Genomic DNA, 20812 nt, shown 5'->3' with positions numbered 1-20812 from the left:
TTGTCTTTACAAACGGGCAAATCAGATAGTATGCGGATATTTGCATAAACTTGTTTTTTTTGCAGAAAGTATATATAAGTTAATCCGTTGACTAATAGAAATATTTAGAGAGATACCTATGGCACTGGCCAAGCCTTACCCCCGTGCAATGACTATTGCCGGTTCTGATTCCAGTGGTGGTGCTGGTATTCAGGCGGATTTAAAAACTTTTGCTGCGCTTGGTGCATATGGTACCAGTGTCATTACGGCCATTACTGCGCAAAATACTTTTGGTGTACAGCAGGTGATGGTTGTCCCTCCGAATATGATTGAGGCACAATGTGCCGCGGTGATGTCGGATATTCGGATTGATGCGGTTAAAATCGGTATGCTCGCCGATGTTGAGAGTATTCATACTGTGGCGGAAGTCTTACAGCAGTATCATCTGCCTTTTACTGTATTGGATCCGGTGATGGTGGCCACATCTGGTTCTGCGTTGTCAATAGAAAATACTGTACAGGCGCTGAAACAACGGCTAATGCCACTGGCGGATGTTCTTACCCCCAATCTGTTTGAACTGTCTACATTAACGCATAGGCCGATTGCCACCAGCGATCAGGAAATGCTGGAACAAGGGCAGATATTGTTGGATGAAGGGTGTCAGGCCGTACTGGTAAAGGGAGGACACCGTAATGATTCTGAAGAGGCAACTGACTGGCTGCTGGAAGTAGGCTGCGAACCGGTATGTTTCAAAAGTTTACGGATTAAAACTTCTCATACACATGGTACTGGCTGCACTCTTTCCGCTGCAATAGCTGCTTTACGTCCCAAGCATGAGAATCTGGTTAATGCGGTGGCAGCAGCCAAAAGCTATGTGCATGGTGCGATTGATGCAGGCCAGCACTGGCATCTTGGTCATGGTTATGGTCCGTTAGCCCATTTCTGGCGCATAAAACGTGATTAATGGTTTCATCTATATGTTAAAATTGGCTACTTGACAACTAATCGGGGTAAGGCAGGAATTGTCCTTATTCAGACAGGGGGAGTGCTAATGCAGACATGGCATCAGGCAATTGGTGCAGAGAAACAGCAACCGTATTTTCAGCGTATTCTTGAGGTAGTACGAGCGGAAAGGTTAGCCGGTAAGATAATCTATCCGCCTGCTCAGGATGTGTTCAACGCATTTAAGGCAACTGAATTTGCTCAGGTTAAGGTGGTGATTCTTGGGCAGGATCCTTATCATGGTCCGCAGCAGGCACATGGTTTATCTTTTTCTGTACGGCAGGGTATTGCCATTCCACCTTCATTAGTGAATATCTATAAAGAGCTGGCGGATGATATCCCCGGTTTTCAGATTCCACAGCATGGCTATTTGCAGTATTGGGCAGAACAGGGTGTATTGTTACTCAATACTGTTTTAACTGTACGTGCGGGACAGGCTCATTCACATGCTGAGCTAGGCTGGGAAACTTTTACCGACCAAGTAATTGCAGTACTGAATGCTCAACGTGAGCATATTGTATTTATGCTGTGGGGCAGTCATGCTCAGAAAAAGGGTGCCATGATTGATCGGCACAAGCATCTGGTGTTATCGGCGCCACATCCATCGCCTTTATCGGCTTATCGGGGCTTTTTTGGCTGCAAACACTTTTCCAAAGCCAATGCATACTTGCAAGAGCACGGTATGAGCCCGATTGACTGGCAGCTATAAAGCATGCTGTTTACCGGCCAGCATATGGCAGCTACGCTTTTCAGGTAAATAACCTTGTTCTGCCTTGCTGGAAAGCATCATTAAAACCATGTTAAATCTAAACCCGCAACAACACGAAGCGATTCATTATCTTGCCGGGCCGCTATTAGTGCTGGCTGGTGCGGGTAGTGGCAAAACGCGCGTCATAACTGAAAAAATTGCCTACCTGATTACTCAGGCAAATTATCCGCCACAGCAGATTGCAGCCATCACTTTCACCAATAAAGCAGCACGGGAAATGCAGGAACGGGTGGGGCATTTACTGCGCAAACCGCAAACTCGAGGTTTGACTATATGTACCTTTCATTCACTGGGTATGCGCTTTCTGCGCGAAGAGGCAGCTGCGGCCGGATATAAGAAACAGTTTTCCATTCTGGATAGTGCCGACGCCGGCAAAATTATCAGCGAGTTACTGGGCAGTAGTGGCCGGGAAATGGTATTCAAAGCGCAACACCAGATTTCACTGTGGAAAAACAGTCTGCTCACACCTGAAGCAGTTATTCGACAGGCAGAAGACCCTTGGACGCATCAGATCGGGCAGTTATACGCTTCCTATCAGGATACTCTAACCAGTTATCAGGCTGTGGATTTTGATGATTTAATTCGTATACCGGTTGAGCTGTTACAAACAGACGCAGATATTCGCTATAAATGGCAATTACGTTTGCGTTATTTACTGGTCGATGAATGTCAGGATACCAATACCTGCCAGTATGCCTTAATGCGACTGCTTACCGGTGCAGAGGGTAAGTTCACGGCAGTAGGTGATGATGATCAGAGTATCTATGCGTGGCGTGGTGCCAATATGGAAAACCTGCGGCTGTTACAGCAGGATTATCCGGATTTGAAAATTATTAAGCTGGAGCAGAACTACCGTTCTACAGCACGCATATTGCGTGTTGCCAATCAGGTTATTGCACATAATCCCAAGCTGTTTGCTAAAACCTTGTGGAGTGAATATGGTCTTGGCGACATGATTGATGTGATTGCCTGTAAAAATGAAACCCATGAAGCTGATTTGGTAGTCAGCCGGATTGCCCATCAGAAGCTGGTTGGTGGCGATGCGGTGCATTACCGGGATTTTGCCATTCTGTACCGTGGTAATCATCAGGCAAGGGTATTTGAAGAGGCCTTGCGCAGCCGGCGCATCCCATACCGGCTTTCCGGCGGACAGAGTTTTTTTGATAAGGCCGAAATCAAGGATGTGCTTGCCTATGTGCGTTTGCTGGCCAATCCCGATGATGATCCGGCATTTTTACGCGCGGTGACAACACCGCGGCGAGGGGTGGGCGAGACCACGCTGGCCAAACTGAATAATTATGCCAAGGTGGCACAGTGCAGTCTGTTTGAAGCGGCACGCAGTATGGAGGCAATGGTAGAACTGTCGCCAAAAAGCCGCGAACCTTTACTGCAGTTTATGGCCATGCTGTCTGATTATCAGGCACGAGCCAGCACAGAATCTGCCGGTAGTCTGCTGCATAATCTGCTGGCTGATATCGCTTATGAAGCGCATCTGCTCAATACCGAAGAAGGGCGCGCAGGAGAAATCAAGTGGTGCAATGTTCGGGATTTACTTGGCTGGATAGGCAAAAAAGGTGAAGAAGACGGCAAAAATATCCTTGAAATAGCCCAGACGATTGCTCTGATGACATTGCTGGAGGGCAAAGAAGATGAAGATGCGGATATGGTAAGCATGTCAACACTGCATGCTTCTAAAGGACTGGAATACCCTCATGTATTTCTGGTGGGTTGTGAAGAAGGTGTTTTTCCTCATGCCGATAGTGTAGAAGAAGGCAATATTGATGAGGAACGCCGACTGATGTATGTGGGTATTACCCGGGCACGGCAAACCCTCACACTGACCCATTGCCATAAACGCAAACGTGCCGGCTCATGGGAGTTTCATGAACCCAGCCGTTTTATTGATGAGATGCCGGCTGAAGACATTCGTTTACTTGGACGCAAGGGCAGTGAACCTATTGTCAGCCAGTCAGAAGGAAAAAGTATTCTGGCCAGTATGATGGCACGGCTGGATAGTCTGCAATCCTGACGGTGCTTAGCTTACTGCTGTGGCATGTGGTGTTGTCAATTCCATGTTAAACTAGTCACTGTTTGCTGCCTGTGCAGTTTATTATGGAAAAATGTTATGAAAATCGCCAAAAACTCTGTTGTGATGCTGGATTATGAAATGTTTAATGCTGATAACCAGCTGATAGACAAAACTGAAGAACCGATTAGCTATTTGCATGGCGGTTATGACGGTATTTTTCCACTGGTGGAAGAGCAATTACATGACAAAGAAGTAGGCGATGTAGTCGATGTTACACTGGCACCGGATGATGCATTTGGTGAACAGGAAGAAGACCTGATTCGCATTGAACCGCTGGATGTTTTTCCGGTTGAAGTGGAAGTGGGCATGATGTTTGAAGCTGATGACCCGGAAACTGGTGAGGTAATGGTATACCGCATTACTGATGTGGCCGATGGTAAAGCAGTGGTGGACGGTAATCATCCATTGGCTGGCCAGCGTATTCGCTTTATCGCCACAGTGAAAGATATTCGTCCGGCTACTGCTGAAGAGCTGGAACATGGTCATGCACATGGTGCGCACGACCATCATCACTGATTACTGATATAGCCGTTTTGTGGCTATAACGCAGACATAAAGGGAATATTTGCTCAGAGCTGAATATTCCCTTTATTGTTATCTGTTAACTGGCACTGGCTGTGTTGTGCAGACAGACAGAAAATGATTGTATTTTGGCTGCCAGTTCACAGTACCAGAGACAGACGGTATGATATAACCATGCATTAATTTTCTTATTGATGGCATCATGACTCCCGCACAAATTCTCGCCACTGCCCGCCCATATTCACTGTTTCTAAGTCGTTTACTGGATAATCATCTGCTTGATACAGACAGACTTTATTCATGGCTGCAACGACCTCTAAAGTCAGAAGATTTTTACAGTTTTGCCGATTGGGCGCAATTACAGGTCAGTGAACATGAAGCCGAACTGGCACGGCAGTTACGTCTGCTGCGTCGTTATGTGATGGCACATATCATGGCGCGTGATTTGGCGCGCGTGAGTGATTTGGCTGAGGTCACCACCACCATTACCCATCTGGCTGATTTTGCCATCAATGTCGCCGAACAGTATGCACATGCATACTATGCAGACCTGTATGGCGAACCAATTGGCTACCATAGTGCTACGCCTCAGCGCCTCAGTGTCGTGGGTATGGGCAAAATGGGTGGTTATGAGCTGAATGTTTCTTCTGATATTGATTTGATTTTCGTTTTTCCCGAAGCCGGCGACACCAATGGCAAACGGCAAAAGAGTAATCAGGAGTTTTTTACCAAAATTGGTCAGAAAATCATCGCTCTGTTAAATGATATTACTGGCGATGGGCAGGTTTTCCGCGTTGATATGCGTTTGCGTCCAGATGGTGATGCCGGCGCACTGGTGATTAATGAAACGGCACTGGAACAGTATCTGATCCAGCACGGGCGGGAATGGGAGCGCTATGCATGGACAAAAGCGCGCCTGATTACGGGTCACCCGAATAATATAGCGGCACTGGTACGACCGTTTGTGTACCGTAAATATCTGGATTTTAATGCCTACGATGCCATGCGCAGCCTGCATCAGCAGATTCAGCGAGAAGTTACCCGTAAGGGCATGGCCGATAACATCAAACTTGGCGCTGGTGGCATCCGTGAAGTGGAATTTGTCGCACAGATTTTCCAGTTGATACGTGGCGGACAAGTACGCAGTCTGCAACTGAAAGGTACACAGGAAACGCTTCATACACTGCTACAGCAGGGTATGCTGCAACGGGATAATGTAGACACATTGTTGCAGGCATACCATTTTCTGCGTGATACCGAGCACCGGTTGCAATACTGGGATGACCAGCAAACTCAGATGCTGCCCACTGGTGCTGAACAACAGCAAATGCTGGCACAGAGTATGGATTATGCCAATTATGCTGATTATCTGGCTGCACTGAATCTGCATAGAGAGGCCGTAAACCAGATTTTTAATGCCATATTTATTGATCCAGACGATAAAGCCAAGCCGCAAAATCCGGATATGGTACGCGTATGGCAGGATGAAGGTGACTGCGAAGAAAAAACAGCTCTGCTGGCAACGTATGGATTTGATGCTAAAAATGTATTGCCACGTCTGCGACAGTTACATCATGGTAGCCAGTACCGACAGCTGTCACCCGCAGCGCAACAGCGTTTTGATGAAATGATACCAGCCGTGCTTAGTGTGGCAGCCAAATATCCCCAGCCCGACACCACTTTAACCCGCTTACTGGATTTTCTCGAAGCCATAGGACGGCGCAGCTCCTATCTGGCTTTTATGCATGAGCGCCCGGAAGCACTGGAAAAGCTGGCCGGGCTGATGAGCCAGAGTAGCTGGGTGGCTACCTATTTACAACAGCATCCGGTATTGCTGGATGAACTGCTCAGCAATGAATTAATGCGTATAGATACCGACTGGGCAGCACATGCACAGGAGCTGGTACGTTTACTTGATGACTGTCATGGGGATGTTGAAACACAAATGGATGTGCTGCGCCGGTTTCAGCATGCGTGGACTTTCCGTCTGGCCGTGCAGGATTTGGCCGGTTTGTGGACTGTGGAAGCATTATCTGACCAGCTTTCTGCTCTGGCCGATTTAATCATTCAAACCGCATTGGCAAGAGTGTGGGCGCAATTGCCGCGCCGGCACACCGATACTCCTCATTTTGCCGTGATTGGCTATGGTAAACTGGGTGGCAAAGAACTGGGCTATACTTCTGATCTGGATCTGGTTTATATTTTTGCCGATGACCATCCGGATGCTATCGATATCTATACCCGTCTGGCACGTCGGTTGACTAGCTGGCTTACCGTCCCCACTGGTGCCGGTATGCTCTACGATATTGATTTACGCCTGCGCCCGAACGGCGATTCAGGTTTTACTGTTACCCATATACAGGCATTTGAACGCTATCAACGTGAAAATGCATGGATATGGGAGCATCAGGCCTTAACCCGTGCACGTTTTATCGGTGGAGACAGCAGTGTGGGTACACGCTTTGATGCTGTGCGGAATGAAATTTTGTGCCGCCAGCGTAATATAGATGAGTTACGTGCCGAAATCATTGCCATGCGTGAAAAAATGTTTCCTACTCATCCTCCCGTAAACAGCAATGTGAAATATGCTCGCGGCGGTGTCGTGGATGTTGAGTTCATCGTGCAGTATCTGATACTGGCCTACGCACATCAGTATCCGCAATTATTACAGAATTACGGCAATATCGCTCTGCTCAGTATTGCAGCCGAACTAGGGCTGGTAGACAGCAGGCTGGCCGAAAGCAGTCGCATTGCTTACCGCTATTATCGTCAGCAGCAACATAATACCCGCCTGCGCGATGCTGTCACGCCCCCTGTAGACGCTACTTTACTGGCACATTATCAGGTAGTGAAGCAGCTATGGACGCAAGTGTTTGCAGCCGCGCCGGCCGAATGATTGCGTCCAGAAATCTGCTCAAACTATACCAGCAGAAATAAAATCCTTATTCCTCAGCACAATTACTCCATTGTACTGCTTGAAATAAACAAAGTAGACAGCGTACAATCAAAGACCACACTACCTTTTCAAACTGGTCTATCGTAGTGAACCAACTGATATTTGACTTTGATGATCGCAGCTATCCCGGATTTGATAAATTTCTTGGCCATACCAATGCAGAACTGATTTATGTGCTACAACAGCAGGCCGACCCGTTTATCTTTGTCTGGGGCGAGGCCGGCAGCGGTAAAAGCCACTTACTCAAAGCATGGGTGGCACAGGCACAATCGCGCGGGCTGAAAGCTGAATATGTTGATGCCGCCAGAGAGGGGCTTGGCTACTGGTTGTTTGACCTTGACTGCGTGGCCGTAGACCAGATTGAATTGCTCAGTGCCACCGAGCAGCAGCTACTGTTTTCTCTCTTCAACCATTTTCGTAACAGCCGCCACGGTAATTTACTTCTGAGCTCAGCTATTCCGCCTCAGCAGCTTATGATTCGTGAAGATTTACGTACGCGCATGGCCTTTTGTCTGGTGTACGAAATCAAGCCATTAAGCGATGAAGAAAAATTCAATGCACTGGTAGGCATGGCACATGCACGGCAGATACCTGTAGATGCCGAAGTTATCCGCTACCTGCTTGCTCACTGGCGACGCGATCTGGATAGCCTGCTGCTGATGCTCAATACCCTAAATGATTATTCACTGGCGCAGGGAAGGCGCATCACCCTCACATTATTGCGCCAGCTACTCAAACAACAGGAGCATGCATGAATCTGGCTATTTTTGACCTTGACCATACTCTGATTAACTGTGATTCGGATAATGAATGGCCGAAATATCTGCTGCAAAAAGGGTTGGTAGACAAAGCCTTTGTTGATATGAAAAACCATAAATTCTATCAGGATTACCTCAATGGCTGTCTGGATATAGATGAATTTCTACAATTTCAGCTCGCTCCTCTGGCACGTTTCAGCCGGGATGAGCTGGATGAGATGCATGCTGAATACATGCGTGATTTTATTGTGCCGCATATTTCTACTATGGCAAAATTGCTGATACGGGGACATCGTGAAGCCGGCGATGAAATGTTACTGTTATCTGCCACCAATGAATTTATTATCGCTCCGATTGCGAAAACATTTGGTATTCAGAATATTATCGGTGTACAGTTGGAAACGGATGCGGCAGGTAATTATACTGGCCGCTATATCGGTACGCCTAGTTTTAAAGAGGGCAAAGTTACCCGTCTGCATCAATGGCTGGCACAGCGCGGGCAGCAACTAAGCGATTTTGCTAAAGTTTATTTCTATAGTGATTCACACAACGATCTGCCTCTGCTGGAAGTGGTAACTGATCCGGTAGCCGTTAATCCTGATGAGAAACTGGCGCAATATGCGCATCTCCACGGCTGGCCGATACTCAATTTCATGTAAAGGATACAGCATGAGCGCAACAGAAAAAATGCAGATTGTCGATTATAGCGACCGCTATCATGCAGCTTTTCGGGATTTAAATGCAGCATGGATAGCCAAATACTTTGAAATGGAAGACAGCGATTATCAGCTACTGGATAATCCCAGACAGGCCATCATTGAAAAGGGTGGTTACATACGGGTTGCACTGGATAATGGAAAGCCCGTAGGTGTATGTGCGCTGGTAAAACTGGATGGTAACCCCTACGATTTTGAACTGGCCAAACTGGCTGTAGCACCAGAAGCTCAAGGCAAACACATTGGTACACAATTAATAGAGGATATGATAGCTAAAGCGCGAGAATTGGGAGCAAAAAAGCTGTATATAGAAAGCCATACCAGCCTGAAACCGGCCATTCATCTGTATCAGAAAGCTGGCTTTAAAGAAATCACTGGCCATTCCCCCACATTTAGCAGAGTGAATATCCAGATGGAGCTTATTCTGTAAAATTCGGAATATAACGGCGTATACAGTTGCGTATCATGCCTGTATGTGGCAAAAAAAGCCAGTGTATCTGTCAGCGAATACGCTGGCTGCTTTTTAGACTCAAAGCATTATTATTTTATGTTTTTTGCATGATGTGGGTTGATAGCATGTGCCTGTTGCCTGATTTCGGCTATACAGTAGCGCCATATTCCTGTCAGTGTATTTAAACTGCCAGAGAAATTCAGCATTTCTAGCATACTTATCGTAGCCATGCTACCCAGATTTTCACGTTCTATTAATAGCTTGCCCAGTATTTGCATTAGTTCCTGCAAAATATAATCTTCTTTTTCACAGCAGTATAGCAGCAGTGTACGCTCTTCTTGACTAATCAGCCTGGCTTTCTCTGCTACCGATAAATTTGGATTGCAAATAATGCCTACAGCCTGAGCATTGAGCAGAAGAGTGGCGGCACCATTTGCCAGTTGTGGTGATATTTAGTTATAGCATATTTCCTATTTCAGTATTGTTATTGAAAATAGCTATGCTAATTCATAATACATGGTAAGAGAGGCTTTATAACACAATTCTTTTAATAATAAATTACTTTGATTATTGCGATATCAGAAGATTGAAACTAAACATTCAGTTGTATATAACATAGCAATCATAGTGTTGGCATTTTAAATAAACTGTTTTAAAGTATTAACAATTGATGTTTTATGCAAACAATAAAGATATATGATTACTTTAGCTCAAGGCACTGTATTAAATAATAAGCAGATGTGCGAATTATTTCTCTGCTCTCCACAAGGTGGGATGCGTAAATCAAATAAAACAAACACATTAGTGCTCATTACTAATCATCTCGACTCTGTATATAATGATGTATGGGAAAATGATATTTTACATTACACTGGTATGGGGCAATCAGGTAACCAGTCTTTGGAATTTGCTCAAAACAAAACTTTAGCTAATATTGAGAAGAATGGTGTGCAAGTACACTATTTTGAAGTATTAAAAGAACATGAATATACATATATAGGTGAAATGCTCAAAGCAGGGGAGCCTTATATTGCTCAACAATTAGATGTGAGAAACCAATGGCGCCAAGTTTATATTTTTCCACTGCGATTGAAGCAAGGTGGCTTACCGGTTGAAATGATAAACCATCATGAAAATGATAGATTATCTGCATTAAAGCGCTTATCAGATAAAAGGCTAGTAGCTAAGATTCAACAACAAACGCTAGAATTTAAACAGGCTAATAAAATAACAGTGAGAACACCGCGCTATCGGCGCAGTATGGAGTTAGTAGAATATGTAAGGCGCCAAGCTCAAGGTTATTGTGACTTATGTGAACAGCCTGCACCCTTTGCTAATAAAGACCATCAACCTTATTTGGAATGTCATCATGTAATATGGCTATCGCAAAACGGCGCAGATTCGTTAGATAATATAGTAGCCTTATGTCCTAATTGCCATCGAAAGATGCATATTGTGCAAGATGAAAATGATATTAAGAAATTAATCGAAATTGCCCGCAATCGTCAGCGCTTATTAAGCACAAATTTCTAATTAGGGAAAAAATTTATTTATAGAATAAACAAGTAATATCTATCAACTAAATTATCAAAAAATATTTCAGGAAAAAACATTTATATATATTAATTTAACTTTCCCAATGTGTTGTTGACTAACATTAAGTGTTCAGCTTCTTATGGATGAATGTTGATAAATAATTAATTATTCAGCTTATTTCTTGCCGTTTAATTTAGTAAACGACAATACATAATTTTTATGTTTTACTCCTCTGCTTCTTTTACTCTGATAATGTCAGTTTTTTCAAAGCCAGCTCTATATTAAATATACAATCAACTAAATCACTTTTATGCGTACATGCAACAATTAATATAGGAGGTTTCACAACGCCAGATATCAATCTGACTTTAGTTGCTCCAGCAGTGATTTTAAGTTCGCCATATAATGGCTTTCCAATAATAGTATTGGGCAAACGATCACGACTAAAAGCAATCTTTTGTGCACATGCTGCTAAAAGAAATAATATGAATAAGAACATTATTTTTTATAATTGTTATAACATCCTCGTAAATACCAAATTATTTATATTGGCGGTTGTATATATAAATCTGTAATTTCTATTAATTGTTTGTGAATTAAGTCTGAGTTGGCTAATTTTCTGTTGTATTAAATTCTGTTATAGCACCAGTATGGCACGAAAATCGTTGATATTGGTGCGGGTGGGCGTGGTTAGCAGTAGCTGTTCTGTCGTGGCAAAGAAGTCGTAAGCACGGTGTTGCTGGAGCATGGTGGCGGCGCATAATCCGTTTTGTTGTGCTTTGAGCAGGCTGTCTGGGGTAAGCCATGCGCCGGCGTTGTCTTCACTGCCATCAATGCCGTCGGTATCAGCTGCAAGAGCGTAGATGTTATCAGCACCATTTAAGGCAATAGCCAGTGCCAGCAGAAATTCGCTGTTACGGCCGCCGCGTCCCTGTTGCTGATTCAAGGTAACGGTGGTTTCACCGCCACTAAGAATTAGCAGTGGCTTGCCGGTCTGGCGCTGATGACGCTGAAACAGGGCAATTCCGGCCATGACCTGAGCAACTTCCCGTGCTTCACCACCAATACGGTCGCCCAGATAAAGTACATCGATGTTTTGATTTTGTGCCCAATTTTGCGCGGCGCTGAAGGCCTGATGCGGGGTAATGATGATATGTGCGCTGCTATTGGGGAGTTTTTTAGGTGTTTCTGCTGCGGCTGTGTGCAGATAGGTGGCGACACTGGCGGGCAGGTTGAGCTGATACTGGTTTACGATACTTTCTATGTCGGCCAGTGTGGTTGGATCAGCTACTGCGGCGCCGGAACCGATGGTGCTGATATCGTCGCCGACTACATCGGATATGGCCAGTGTGGTGATGTGTGCTGGCGCAGCTGCTTCTGCCAGCCGGCCGCCCTTAATGCGCGACAGATGTTTGCGCAGGGTATTCATAGCTTCTATGGGAACACCGTGGCTGAGCAGCTGACGGTTGATGTTTTGTTTGTCGGCCAGTGTGATGCCCGCTACCGGCAGGGTGGTTAGGGCTGATGCTCCGCCTGATACCAGATAATATACCTGATCATCTGCATTTAACCCGCTTACAGCATTGAGTAAGGCCTGAGCGGCTGCCTGTCCGGCAGAATCCGGCAGGGGATGGCTGGCTTCCAGTACTTGGATTTGCTTTGTTGGGACACTATGGCCGTAACGGGTAACAACCACGCCGGATAGGGGTGGATAATCCTGTGGCCAGATTCTTTCCCATTCGGCAGCCATGGCTGCTGCTGCTTTGCCTGCGCCCACGACAATTACCCGGCCATGTGGTTTTTGTGCTGGCAGCCATGCGTTCATTTTATTAATCGGGCTGGCTTCTTGGATGGTGTAGTGAAACAGTTGCTGTAAAAAGCTGATGGCGTTGGCGTGGTTAAGCATGTGGTTTTCTCCTTTGACTATTTAACTGAGTTTTAGCCGGTTCGGTCGGTTGCAAATTTCATGGCCAGAAAGTCGATAAAGCTGCGTACTTTGGCACTGAGAAATTCACGGTTCATATAGGCGGCATACAGAGTAGGGCTTTCCCGATGGGCAATATGACTGATAGTCTGTAAGCGCTGTTGTTCGATATCTTCTTTTATCATCCACTCAGGCAGGTAGGCCAGTCCCATATGGTTGAGTGCCATCTGGTGTAATAGCAGGGCGCTGTTGCTGGTACAAGCAGGGATAAGAGGTAAGTCAAGATGGACATACTGTGGTAACAGGCCATAGTGCTGTTTCAAATCGGCCAAGGTATGCGGTATACCGTGCTGGTGCAGATATTGCGGGCTGGCTACCCATAAAAAATTAATTTTGGTAATGGGTTTGACAATCAGGTTTGGTTCAGGATTATTGGTAACACGCAAAGCCAGATCGATTCCTTCGGCCACTAAATCCGTACGCTGGCTGTCGAGATAGACGGACAGGGTCACATTTGGATATTGTTGCCGGTATTCAGCAATCAGTTCGCCGAAATGGCGTGAGGCACACCAGTTGGGAGCGGTAATTTTAAGCAAACCCTGTGGCTTAACTGTACCAGCCTGTGCCATGTGTTTGGCTTCGGAAAGTGTATCAAGCGCTTCTACACAACGATGATAGTATTCTTGTCCAGCTTCGGTAAGGCTGATGCGGCGGCTGGAGCGGTTGAGCAGTTTCGCCTGTATGCTTTTTTCCAGATGATGCAGGTGCTTGCTGGCCATTGCTGTGGAAATATCCATTAATTCAGCTGCTCTGGTAAAGCTGCCTAATTCTACTATATTACGGAAAACCCACATACTTTGTAAGGTGTCCATTCAGTTTCTTTACAGGAAATAATTATTCTATAAAAATGATATCGTTTCTCAGTGGTAAATTCAATACACTTGCGTTCGTTTTCTTTTTTATGGACAAAGAGAAGGAATTATCATGATTCATACGCAAAAAATTCATACTGAGGGTGCTGGCTATGCTTTAGGTTTATTACGGCTGGTTACGGCATTTTTGTATATCCAGCATGCCACGGCGAAATTCTGGCAATGGCCGCTATCGATGACTGACGGACATGGCGCAGTGCCGTTATTCTCGATGATGGGCGCGGCAGGTGTGTTGGAGTTAATGGGTGGTGTTTTATTGCTACTTGGTCTGTTTGTGCGGCCTACAGCTTTTATTTTATGCGGACAGATGGCGGTAGCATACCTGTTTATTCATATGCCGTCTGCCGGTATGCATACTTTGCTTATGCCACAATTGAATAAGGGTGAGATGGCGGTATTGTACTGCTTTATTTTCCTGTATCTGTCTGTGGCAGGTGGTGGTCGTTTGGCGGTGGATAACTGGCGAAAATAATTTTTTGATTAGTGTCAGTAATTGATTTTCTGCTGTATATAGGAGCAGGTATGTCGCTGACATTCCTGCTGGAACTGGGCTTTGGGACGGCAATATCAGCCAGATATGCGCAATGCTGATGAAGTTGTGCCAGCTTGGAAAACTGTCTGGTATTAATGATGGGTAATTACGCTGTGTTTACCAGTATTGTGATTTGATATTGATAAAATTAAAATAATTTTAAATTTATGCTGATTCTATTATCTATTGTACATGAGAATGCTTTGGTTGGATGTAATTCTTTAGGTTATATTGATGTTTTTTAGATAATAAATTAATTTTGGTTTTAATCTTAGATTAAAAAGTTGATAGGGATAAAAAACGAATGCATATGCGATTAGATTATTTTTGTGTATTTAGTGCTCTTTGTTATCCGCTATTTTGGTGAAAATTAATATGGATGATGTTGGTTTGTTGTCAATTATTGGTGCTGTTTTTGGTATCGATTGTGTTGATGATTATAAGTTTTATTATTTTTATCAATAAATGTGGCTGTAAATCTGTAACATTGTTGATATCTGTATTGATTGTTATAACAATTAAAATATGTCTGATGCTGGGTAAAATAATAAAATCAGATATGCAATATATGCAAAAAAGATTCTAAAGTTTTTAATTTATTCAGATGTTATAGGGAGTTAGGCGACCAATATGGATACTGATTATTTATTTATCTTTATTCAATGAATCAGCCCCAAGCAGATTAAACTAGATATAAAGTTTTCAGAGTGCTTGTGACCATGTTAGAAAATATTCTGGTTTTACACTCTGAAAACTCTGATGTGTGAAGTGAATTAATCAAAGCGGCGGGTATAACGGATCTCACCACCTGCTGATTCTGTTCCTATATGTACGATGCTTTGCAGGGCACGGCTCAATTGGTAGGTAATGCTGACTGTCTGCGTGGCACTTTCAATTCCGTACAGATAGCTGATATACAGGTTGTTGGTCAGATGTTTGCCGATGGTAATGGCCTGTTCTGCCGGGTTCATTTCACCGGTTTGGTTGTTGCGGGTTTGCTGGCTGGTAAAACCGATTTCGTCAAGCAGTCCAAGTTTGTCGTTCAGGCCTCCGGCCAGCCAGGCGCTGGCTGCGGCCGCAATGGCTGCTTCGTCGCCGGCACTGCCACTGCTGGGGCGATTCAGTATCAGCCATGACAGTTTGTCTTTTTCGCTCATGGCTTCGTTGGCTATGAGATTGATGCGCGGGCTGTCGAGACGTCCCAGTGCTTCAACGCCGGCACCTACTTGTGAATAGCGGCGTTTGGCGCGGATTTTCAGGTTGGGATTATCCATCGGCCCCACAAAGGAGATGGTGCTGCCGTGCTGAATCACCAGATACTGTCCGTAAGCTTTATACTGGCCGCGAACTACGTTTACGGTGCCGACAATCTGGATGGTGCCGCCGGGGTTGGCGGTGGCAGTTAGCTGGCCGCCAAGCAGGACGTCGATACCTTCGCCGCTGAAACGGAAAGCGTCATTCAAGTCTAAATCAAGGTTGAGACGGATTGGGGTAGCACGCTGTTGTTTGGTTGTTTTTTCGCGACCGAGTACGACAACGTCGTCGTCAAGTTGGGGCATACCGGATTTTTGCATACCAAAGAGACCGTTATCTACTTTGAGTTTGCCACTTAAAACGATGCCATGAGCAATGGTATAGAGTAGTTGGGTATCTCCGCTGAGGGTAAGGCGGCGGTTTATCTGATCAAAGATATTGTAGTGGTCAAGGTGGGCGGTAACGTTGATATCAGGTGTGAGTTTGGTCATATCAACAACGCCGTTGAGTTTGATGGTGCCATCGCGGCGAGCAAAGTTGAGACTATCTATCAGCCAGCGCCGTCCCTGAAAATGGCTTCTGAGGGTGCCATTCTCAAGGATGGTGCCGTTGGCCTGATCGCGGTAATAAAGATCGTTACCGGTGAGGCTGCCATTGAGCAATGGTTCATTCAGATGCCCGCTGATGGTGGCATCAGCATGCATACTACCTTTGAGCTGCATGCCGATGGGCAGCAGGTTGCGGGTGGAGCTGAGATCGGGGCTGTCAATTTTGATGTGCCCGCTGATGGGTGCGCTGCTGATTTTGCCATTGCTGTTTGGGGTAATAATCAGTACGGCATCGGTAGTGCCATAGCGAGTAAGGCCGTTCAGGTGGTTATTGATACGGCCATTCTGGAACTGGGTATCCAGCCGTGCGTTTTGTAAGCCAAGTTTTTGCTGGTGTTGGGGCAGGGTGATGTCGCCACCTTGCTGAAAGAGTTTCAAATAGCCCTGCATATTACGGCTATAGCTGAAATTCCAGTCGCCTCCAATGACCAGATTCTGTTCAACGGGCAATTCGATGATGTTGTGCAGTTCACGCAAAGCCAGATTGCTAGCAGATCCTCGGGTAGTCAGACCTTTGTCTTTATCCCAGTTGAGGTTGTTCAGGTTGAGGCTACCACCCAGTGCTGCCCAGCGTGCATTCTGCATGCTGATACGTTCGGTTCCGGCTTCAAGCTGGATGGGACTCAGCAGTTTCAGGTTGAGGGCACCGCTGATATCCAGTGCGTTAACCCGTCCACGCCATTGGTGGTTTTTATCCAGACCACCGTAAGAGTTGATGTTCAGTTGATAGGGTTTACCCTCAAGAGACAGGCTGCTGTTGCCCTGTAACTGGTGCTGGTTGCCACGACCGTTGATTTTGATATTGGTATTATTGATGACGGTGGGTTTGCTGCCATCGCTACTGGCAATGTTGATATGGTCGGCAGTCATATTAACCAGCAAAGGCTGATTGATGTCTGGGGAAGCGATGATTTTAAAATCTAGCTGATTGATGTTAAGTAGCTGGCCGATTTGTAGATTGCGCGCAGCACCACTTAGATTGGCTGTGATTTTTTTCGGTTCGCCGGCGATAAAGCCTTTGGTGTTAAGCAGGCCTTTCATGCCAAATCCGAATAGCCCCAGATTAGGTGCGTTAATGTCGAGATTAAGTTTATCGTTGGCTTTGCCGAAGCTGCCACGGGTGATAATCCGGTTCTGGCCGGCGTTGAGGTTGATGTTGGCCTGTTCCAGATGTTGGTTGCGATAACTGATGGTAGCTTTGCCTGAAAGTGCTGCACCGGAGAGTATGCTGTTATGCCATAGCATGTCTGCCTGAATCATGGGTTGTTGTGCCAGCTGGCCGTTGATGTTGATGTGGCCGTTAATGCTGCCAGTAGGAAAGCTGGTATTGATTTTGGCAGGATTAAAGTTGTTGCTGTTGATGCTAAGTTGTAATGCTTTGTTCTGATACAGTGCCAGACTGCCTTTGGCATTGAAGCTGCCACCACCGTTTGCTGTTAGATTTAGCTTGTCAAGCATCAGGGTTTGCTGATGCTTTTGTTCATCGGTAATAATCTGAATGGAGCCGTTGCTATTGCCTTTTTCGCTGGCCAGCTGCCATTGAGTGGTCAGACCATTAAAATTGCCGGAAACGCGTATATGCCCATTGAGTGAACCGGGCAGTGGTGTGGTTAGAACATCGTTGGCGTAGATGCGTAACAGTTCGCTGTCGATGTCGAGTTGTTTGGTTGTGCTGTCTACGCTGCCACGGGTAATGATTTGTCCCTGTTGCAGCAGACGCGTAGTCAAGGCTGGTAATATCAGTTTGCCATTATCGTCGATACTAATGTCACCATCGATGCTGCGAATGGGTAAACCAGTAGTTTTAGGGTCATTATAAGCACGGGGTTGTTCGTTACCGAATTTGATGTGGCCGGCTAGCTGTTTTTTGTTGGTATTAACTGGCGCCAGATCAAGATTGAGATTGAGGTCGGCAAAGGGCAGGCTCTTACTGAATGCAGCCGGATTAATGTGACGGCTTTGCAGGTTGAGGCTGACAATTTTGTGGTTTAGTTGCAAAGAATAAGGCTTGAGGACAGCATGGGTGCGAAAGTGGATATCGCCACCATCCAGACGAGCAAGGAGATCGGGTTGTTGCAGGCTGCCTTTGAAAAGAGCAGCGCTTTCAACTGCGGTTTTATCTAGGGTGCCATTACCATTAAGTTGTCCGCTCAGGGCAAACGGTGTCTGAGTAGCAATGGCTACTGAACCCTGAATATTTTGCCACGGGGTATTCAGTTCATTGAGGACAAGCTGGTGTTTATGATGATCATAGAGATAGCTGGCCTGACTGGCGAGTATTATGGGTGATTGATTTTTACCTAGGGTAAGGCCGTCAAGCTGTAGTTTATCAATATTAATCTGTAACGGCAGGCTGATGCTGCTGGGCAGGGTAGAAACAGGTTTGTGATTGGGTTGGGGGGCGCTGTGATTGATATAGTTAATTTTACCTATGTCCAATAGCTGTACATGGAAGCGTCGTTGCCATAGTTCGCGGTGATTCCAGTTGAGCTGAATTTTAGTGATGGATAAGTCAAAATCGCGGTGGCTGACGCGAATGTCGGTACCGGAAAAACCACGCCAGATGGTGCCCGTCAGCTTTTCTGTACTGATATGCACGCCAAACCATTTAGGTATGCTATGGACACTGAAACGCAGACCGGATTCGGTACCAGCCAGCCAGCATAATATGGCGATGATTATGATGAGTAAACCAAGCAGCGAATACAGGCTGGTTTTCAGCCAGTGTTTCCAGCGTGGCTTGCGTGGTGGTATTGGTGCAATAGTAGTGGCTGATGATTCGCCAGAATTAAGTGTGGTTTCAGTCATTAGAATTTGGTTCCTAAGCTGATAGACCAGCGCCATTTTTTATCATGATGGCCATAGGCAATGTCAAATGCAAATGGAGCGACAGGGCTGAACCAGCGTACACCAAGACCGCTGCCGTGACGCCACTGCATGTCACTGAAATTTTTTGAAACAGAACCGGCATCATGAAACAGTGCCAGTGCAAAATCTTTATATACGGGGATCTGGTATTCAGCACTGGCCACAGCCAATGTTCGATTGGGTAAAACCGAGTTATGTGAACTGTTGATACCGATGCTGTCCATTTCATAGCCGCGTACGCTGTTGGCACCACCGGCACGAAACATCAGGATGGAGGGCACATTGACTGTATCGCCGGTATGTACATAGCCAATTTGACTGCGTAATACCCAAGTACCGTATTTTTTGTTTTCCGGCGTGAAATAGTAGCCCCCACTGGCTGTCACCCGCTGCATGGATGCCGAAGCCAGCAGTTTGCCGATAGTGGTACCAATTTTTCCTTCCAGATAATAGCCATTTGCCGGACGTAGCTGGGTTTGAATATTCTGTCGTTTCCACGAGGCGGTAAGCATAGTAGCGTAGCTGTGTCCAAGCTCGGCGCCGTCTTCAATTTTGCTGCTTTCGGTGACGTATTCAATACCAATACGAGAGTCTATTCCGTTACGGTCGCGTACTTTCCAAATACCGCTGGACAAGGCGCGGCTTTGAAGATGTTGCACGGTAGAATAGGTATAGTTGAGATTGCTGGTCCAGTAGTGGCCACGATTGTTACGCGGCTGGCTCAGGCCGATGCCGAAAGTGGTCTCGTAGCGGTCGGTATCGAGCAGGGTAGAACCTACATAACCCTTATGAAAAATATTATAGTGATCATAGCCACCACGGAAACCAGGGCCGTTTTTGGTATCGTAGCGTAAACCAAAGGTAAGTTTCTGGCGCTTCATTTCGCTTACTTTTACTAACACCGGTACATGATCGTTTTCCATATGGTCAAAATCTGCGCTGACCACAGCGTTACCATAATGGCTATCCTGTTCCAGTGCCTGCTGATAGTCAAGCAATTTGTCCAAATCATAGGGTGAACCCGGGCTGAAGCTGGCCATGCCGGTAACAATGGAAGCAGGATAACGTTCAGTACCGCTAACCTGAATATCACCAAAATAAATCGGCTGTTTGCTGTCTACTGTTAGCGACAATTCGGCCTGATTTCTTTGCGGGTCGATGGTAGCACGGCTGGCACTGATGGTTGCCAGCGGGTACTTTTTACGTACTATGGCAGTCAGTACGGATGATTTACTTGCTGACCAGTTGCTCTGAGTAAATGGGTCGCCTACAGGCAGTACCCAGTTGTCAATGGCATTTTTGTAGTAATTGGTCAAATCGTCATCAGCTGTAACGTTACCGGTAAGGGAAACATCCACATTTTCGATATGACTGCGCGGGCCAGTAGTGATATGGATAATATAACCATTAGGCTGTTTTTCTACATTAACTATGGCATTGAAATAACCCTCAGTTTCAAGCATGGTTTGTGTCTGTCCGGGCGCTTCTTCGGCCAGAAAACTAAGCTGCTCGTCATCCAGATCTTCGATTAGCTGCTGTGTAATCAGCGGTAGATGGTTATTAATTAGTTTTTGCAGGGTTGAGTTGTCTACATCAATGGTGATGGGAACTCGTGGTGTTTTTGGTGGCTGCGGTTTATTCTCTTCACGAGATTCGTCGCCATGCAGCAATCTGTGCAGCAATCCGGTTTTTGGTGGAGGAATATCGTCATCTGCATCATCACCATCTGCTGGCAGACTGGCTGCCCATACCAAAGAGGTTAGGGAAGACAGTAACATGCTCAATAGCAGCCAGTGCAGGCGTTTCTGCGTGAAGTATACCAAGATTGACCCTGTATAGTTGTAAGGATGTTGCTTTTAAAAGGATAAAACGTATGTTTAGGTAGGTGTTACAAAAGTATTTTATTATTGTAGCGC

Annotated in this window: 16 protein-coding genes; 10 read left to right on the top strand and 6 right to left on the bottom strand. The window is 45.8% G+C overall.

The window, feature by feature from the left end; translation table 11 throughout:
* Positions 1-118: 118 nt before the first annotated feature.
* The 8 genes from thiD (at position 119) to J6578_RS02160 (ending at position 9221) form a co-directional block, all read left to right on the top strand.
* Positions 119-943, top strand: a complete 825-nt coding sequence (gene thiD / locus J6578_RS02195) for a bifunctional hydroxymethylpyrimidine kinase/phosphomethylpyrimidine kinase (protein ID WP_093090925.1) — start codon at positions 119-121, stop codon at positions 941-943.
* Positions 944-1030: 87 nt separating this feature from the next.
* A complete protein-coding gene (ung, locus tag J6578_RS02190; RefSeq protein WP_093090923.1) occupies positions 1031-1690 on the top strand; it encodes a uracil-DNA glycosylase in 660 nt (219 codons plus the stop codon).
* Positions 1691-1778: 88 nt separating this feature from the next.
* The gene (gene rep / locus J6578_RS02185) at positions 1779-3779 is read left to right on the top strand and encodes a DNA helicase Rep (protein ID WP_287953792.1); all 2001 of its coding nucleotides are present in this window, start codon (positions 1779-1781) and stop codon (positions 3777-3779) included.
* 96 nt (positions 3780-3875) lie between these two features.
* Positions 3876-4355, top strand: a complete 480-nt coding sequence (locus J6578_RS02180) for an FKBP-type peptidyl-prolyl cis-trans isomerase (protein ID WP_037490558.1) — start codon at positions 3876-3878, stop codon at positions 4353-4355.
* Between the two features lie 208 nt (positions 4356-4563).
* A complete protein-coding gene (glnE, locus tag J6578_RS02175) occupies positions 4564-7257 on the top strand; it encodes a bifunctional [glutamate--ammonia ligase]-adenylyl-L-tyrosine phosphorylase/[glutamate--ammonia-ligase] adenylyltransferase (protein WP_287953791.1) in 2694 nt (897 codons plus the stop codon).
* 146 nt (positions 7258-7403) lie between these two features.
* Positions 7404-8072: a DnaA regulatory inactivator Hda gene (gene hda / locus J6578_RS02170; protein ID WP_287953790.1), complete on the top strand. Its 669-nt coding sequence runs from the start codon at positions 7404-7406 to the stop codon at positions 8070-8072.
* The gene (locus tag J6578_RS02165; RefSeq protein ID WP_093090915.1) at positions 8069-8734 is read left to right on the top strand and encodes a histidinol-phosphatase; all 666 of its coding nucleotides are present in this window, start codon (positions 8069-8071) and stop codon (positions 8732-8734) included. Before hda ends, J6578_RS02165 begins: the two co-directional genes overlap by 4 nt.
* Before the next feature lie 10 nt (positions 8735-8744).
* Positions 8745-9221: a GNAT family N-acetyltransferase gene (locus J6578_RS02160; protein WP_239362511.1), complete on the top strand. Its 477-nt coding sequence runs from the start codon at positions 8745-8747 to the stop codon at positions 9219-9221.
* Positions 9222-9331: 110 nt separating this feature from the next.
* On the opposite strand, the gene J6578_RS02155 is transcribed toward J6578_RS02160, so the two are convergent.
* Positions 9332-9532, bottom strand: a complete 201-nt coding sequence (locus tag J6578_RS02155; protein ID WP_287953789.1) for a hypothetical protein — start codon at positions 9530-9532, stop codon at positions 9332-9334.
* 406 nt (positions 9533-9938) lie between these two features.
* Between J6578_RS02155 and J6578_RS02150 the strand changes: the two genes are divergently transcribed.
* Positions 9939-10775, top strand: a complete 837-nt coding sequence (locus J6578_RS02150) for an HNH endonuclease (RefSeq protein WP_287953788.1) — start codon at positions 9939-9941, stop codon at positions 10773-10775.
* Between the two features lie 244 nt (positions 10776-11019).
* Here J6578_RS02150 and J6578_RS02145 read toward each other — a convergent pair whose 3' ends face one another.
* The 3 genes from J6578_RS02145 to J6578_RS02135 all read right to left on the bottom strand — a co-directional run bounded on the left by J6578_RS02145 (position 11020) and on the right by J6578_RS02135 (position 13574).
* Complete coding sequence (locus J6578_RS02145; RefSeq protein WP_287953787.1) at positions 11020-11277, bottom strand: hypothetical protein; 258 nt, start codon at positions 11275-11277, stop codon at positions 11020-11022.
* 138 nt (positions 11278-11415) lie between these two features.
* Positions 11416-12684, bottom strand: coding sequence for a glycerate kinase type-2 family protein (locus J6578_RS02140; RefSeq protein WP_239362506.1), 1269 nt, complete (start codon positions 12682-12684; stop codon positions 11416-11418).
* Positions 12685-12716: 32 nt separating this feature from the next.
* Positions 12717-13574 (bottom strand): LysR family transcriptional regulator, encoded by an 858-nt coding sequence (locus J6578_RS02135; protein WP_287953786.1) that lies wholly within the window; start codon positions 13572-13574, stop codon positions 12717-12719.
* A gap of 112 nt (positions 13575-13686) precedes the next feature.
* Between J6578_RS02135 and J6578_RS02130 the strand changes: the two genes are divergently transcribed.
* Positions 13687-14106 (top strand): DoxX family protein, encoded by a 420-nt coding sequence (locus J6578_RS02130; protein ID WP_287953785.1) that lies wholly within the window; start codon positions 13687-13689, stop codon positions 14104-14106.
* 833 nt (positions 14107-14939) lie between these two features.
* Here the strand turns inward: J6578_RS02130 and J6578_RS02125 are convergent.
* Together J6578_RS02125 and J6578_RS02120 are read right to left on the bottom strand one after the other, a co-directional pair.
* On the bottom strand, positions 14940-18836 hold the full coding sequence (locus J6578_RS02125; protein ID WP_287950235.1) for a translocation/assembly module TamB domain-containing protein: 3897 nt from the start codon (positions 18834-18836) through the stop codon (positions 14940-14942).
* Positions 18836-20674, bottom strand: a complete 1839-nt coding sequence (locus J6578_RS02120) for an autotransporter assembly complex protein TamA (protein ID WP_093091304.1) — start codon at positions 20672-20674, stop codon at positions 18836-18838. Before J6578_RS02120 ends, J6578_RS02125 begins: the two co-directional genes overlap by 1 nt.
* Positions 20675-20812 lie beyond the last annotated feature (138 nt).

Source organism: Snodgrassella sp. (genome assembly GCF_024103505.1).
GTDB classification, from domain to species: domain Bacteria; phylum Pseudomonadota; class Gammaproteobacteria; order Burkholderiales; family Neisseriaceae; genus Snodgrassella; species Snodgrassella communis.
The sequence above is the reverse complement of the archived record's forward strand: the minus strand, read 5'-3'. Positions and strand labels throughout refer to the sequence as shown.

Bases quoted from the DNA above. Each gene is read 5' to 3' on its own strand.
- thiD (WP_093090925.1), top strand. From the start codon at position 119: ATGGCACTGGCCAAGCCTTACCCCCGTGCAATGACTATTGCCGGTTCT.
- ung (WP_093090923.1), top strand. From the start codon at position 1,031: ATGCAGACATGGCATCAGGCAATTGGTGCAGAGAAACAGCAACCGTAT.
- rep (WP_287953792.1), top strand. From the start codon at position 1,779: ATGTTAAATCTAAACCCGCAACAACACGAAGCGATTCATTATCTTGCC.
- J6578_RS02180 (WP_037490558.1), top strand. From the start codon at position 3,876: ATGAAAATCGCCAAAAACTCTGTTGTGATGCTGGATTATGAAATGTTT.
- glnE (WP_287953791.1), top strand. From the start codon at position 4,564: ATGACTCCCGCACAAATTCTCGCCACTGCCCGCCCATATTCACTGTTT.
- J6578_RS02165 (WP_093090915.1), top strand. From the start codon at position 8,069: ATGAATCTGGCTATTTTTGACCTTGACCATACTCTGATTAACTGTGAT.
- J6578_RS02160 (WP_239362511.1), top strand. From the start codon at position 8,745: ATGAGCGCAACAGAAAAAATGCAGATTGTCGATTATAGCGACCGCTAT.
- J6578_RS02150 (WP_287953788.1), top strand. From the start codon at position 9,939: ATGATTACTTTAGCTCAAGGCACTGTATTAAATAATAAGCAGATGTGC.
- J6578_RS02145 (WP_287953787.1), bottom strand. From the start codon at position 11,277: ATGTTCTTATTCATATTATTTCTTTTAGCAGCATGTGCACAAAAGATT.
- J6578_RS02140 (WP_239362506.1), bottom strand. From the start codon at position 12,684: ATGCTTAACCACGCCAACGCCATCAGCTTTTTACAGCAACTGTTTCAC.
- J6578_RS02135 (WP_287953786.1), bottom strand. From the start codon at position 13,574: ATGGACACCTTACAAAGTATGTGGGTTTTCCGTAATATAGTAGAATTA.
- J6578_RS02130 (WP_287953785.1), top strand. From the start codon at position 13,687: ATGATTCATACGCAAAAAATTCATACTGAGGGTGCTGGCTATGCTTTA.
- J6578_RS02125 (WP_287950235.1), bottom strand. From the start codon at position 18,836: ATGACTGAAACCACACTTAATTCTGGCGAATCATCAGCCACTACTATT.
- J6578_RS02120 (WP_093091304.1), bottom strand. From the start codon at position 20,674: ATGTTACTGTCTTCCCTAACCTCTTTGGTATGGGCAGCCAGTCTGCCA.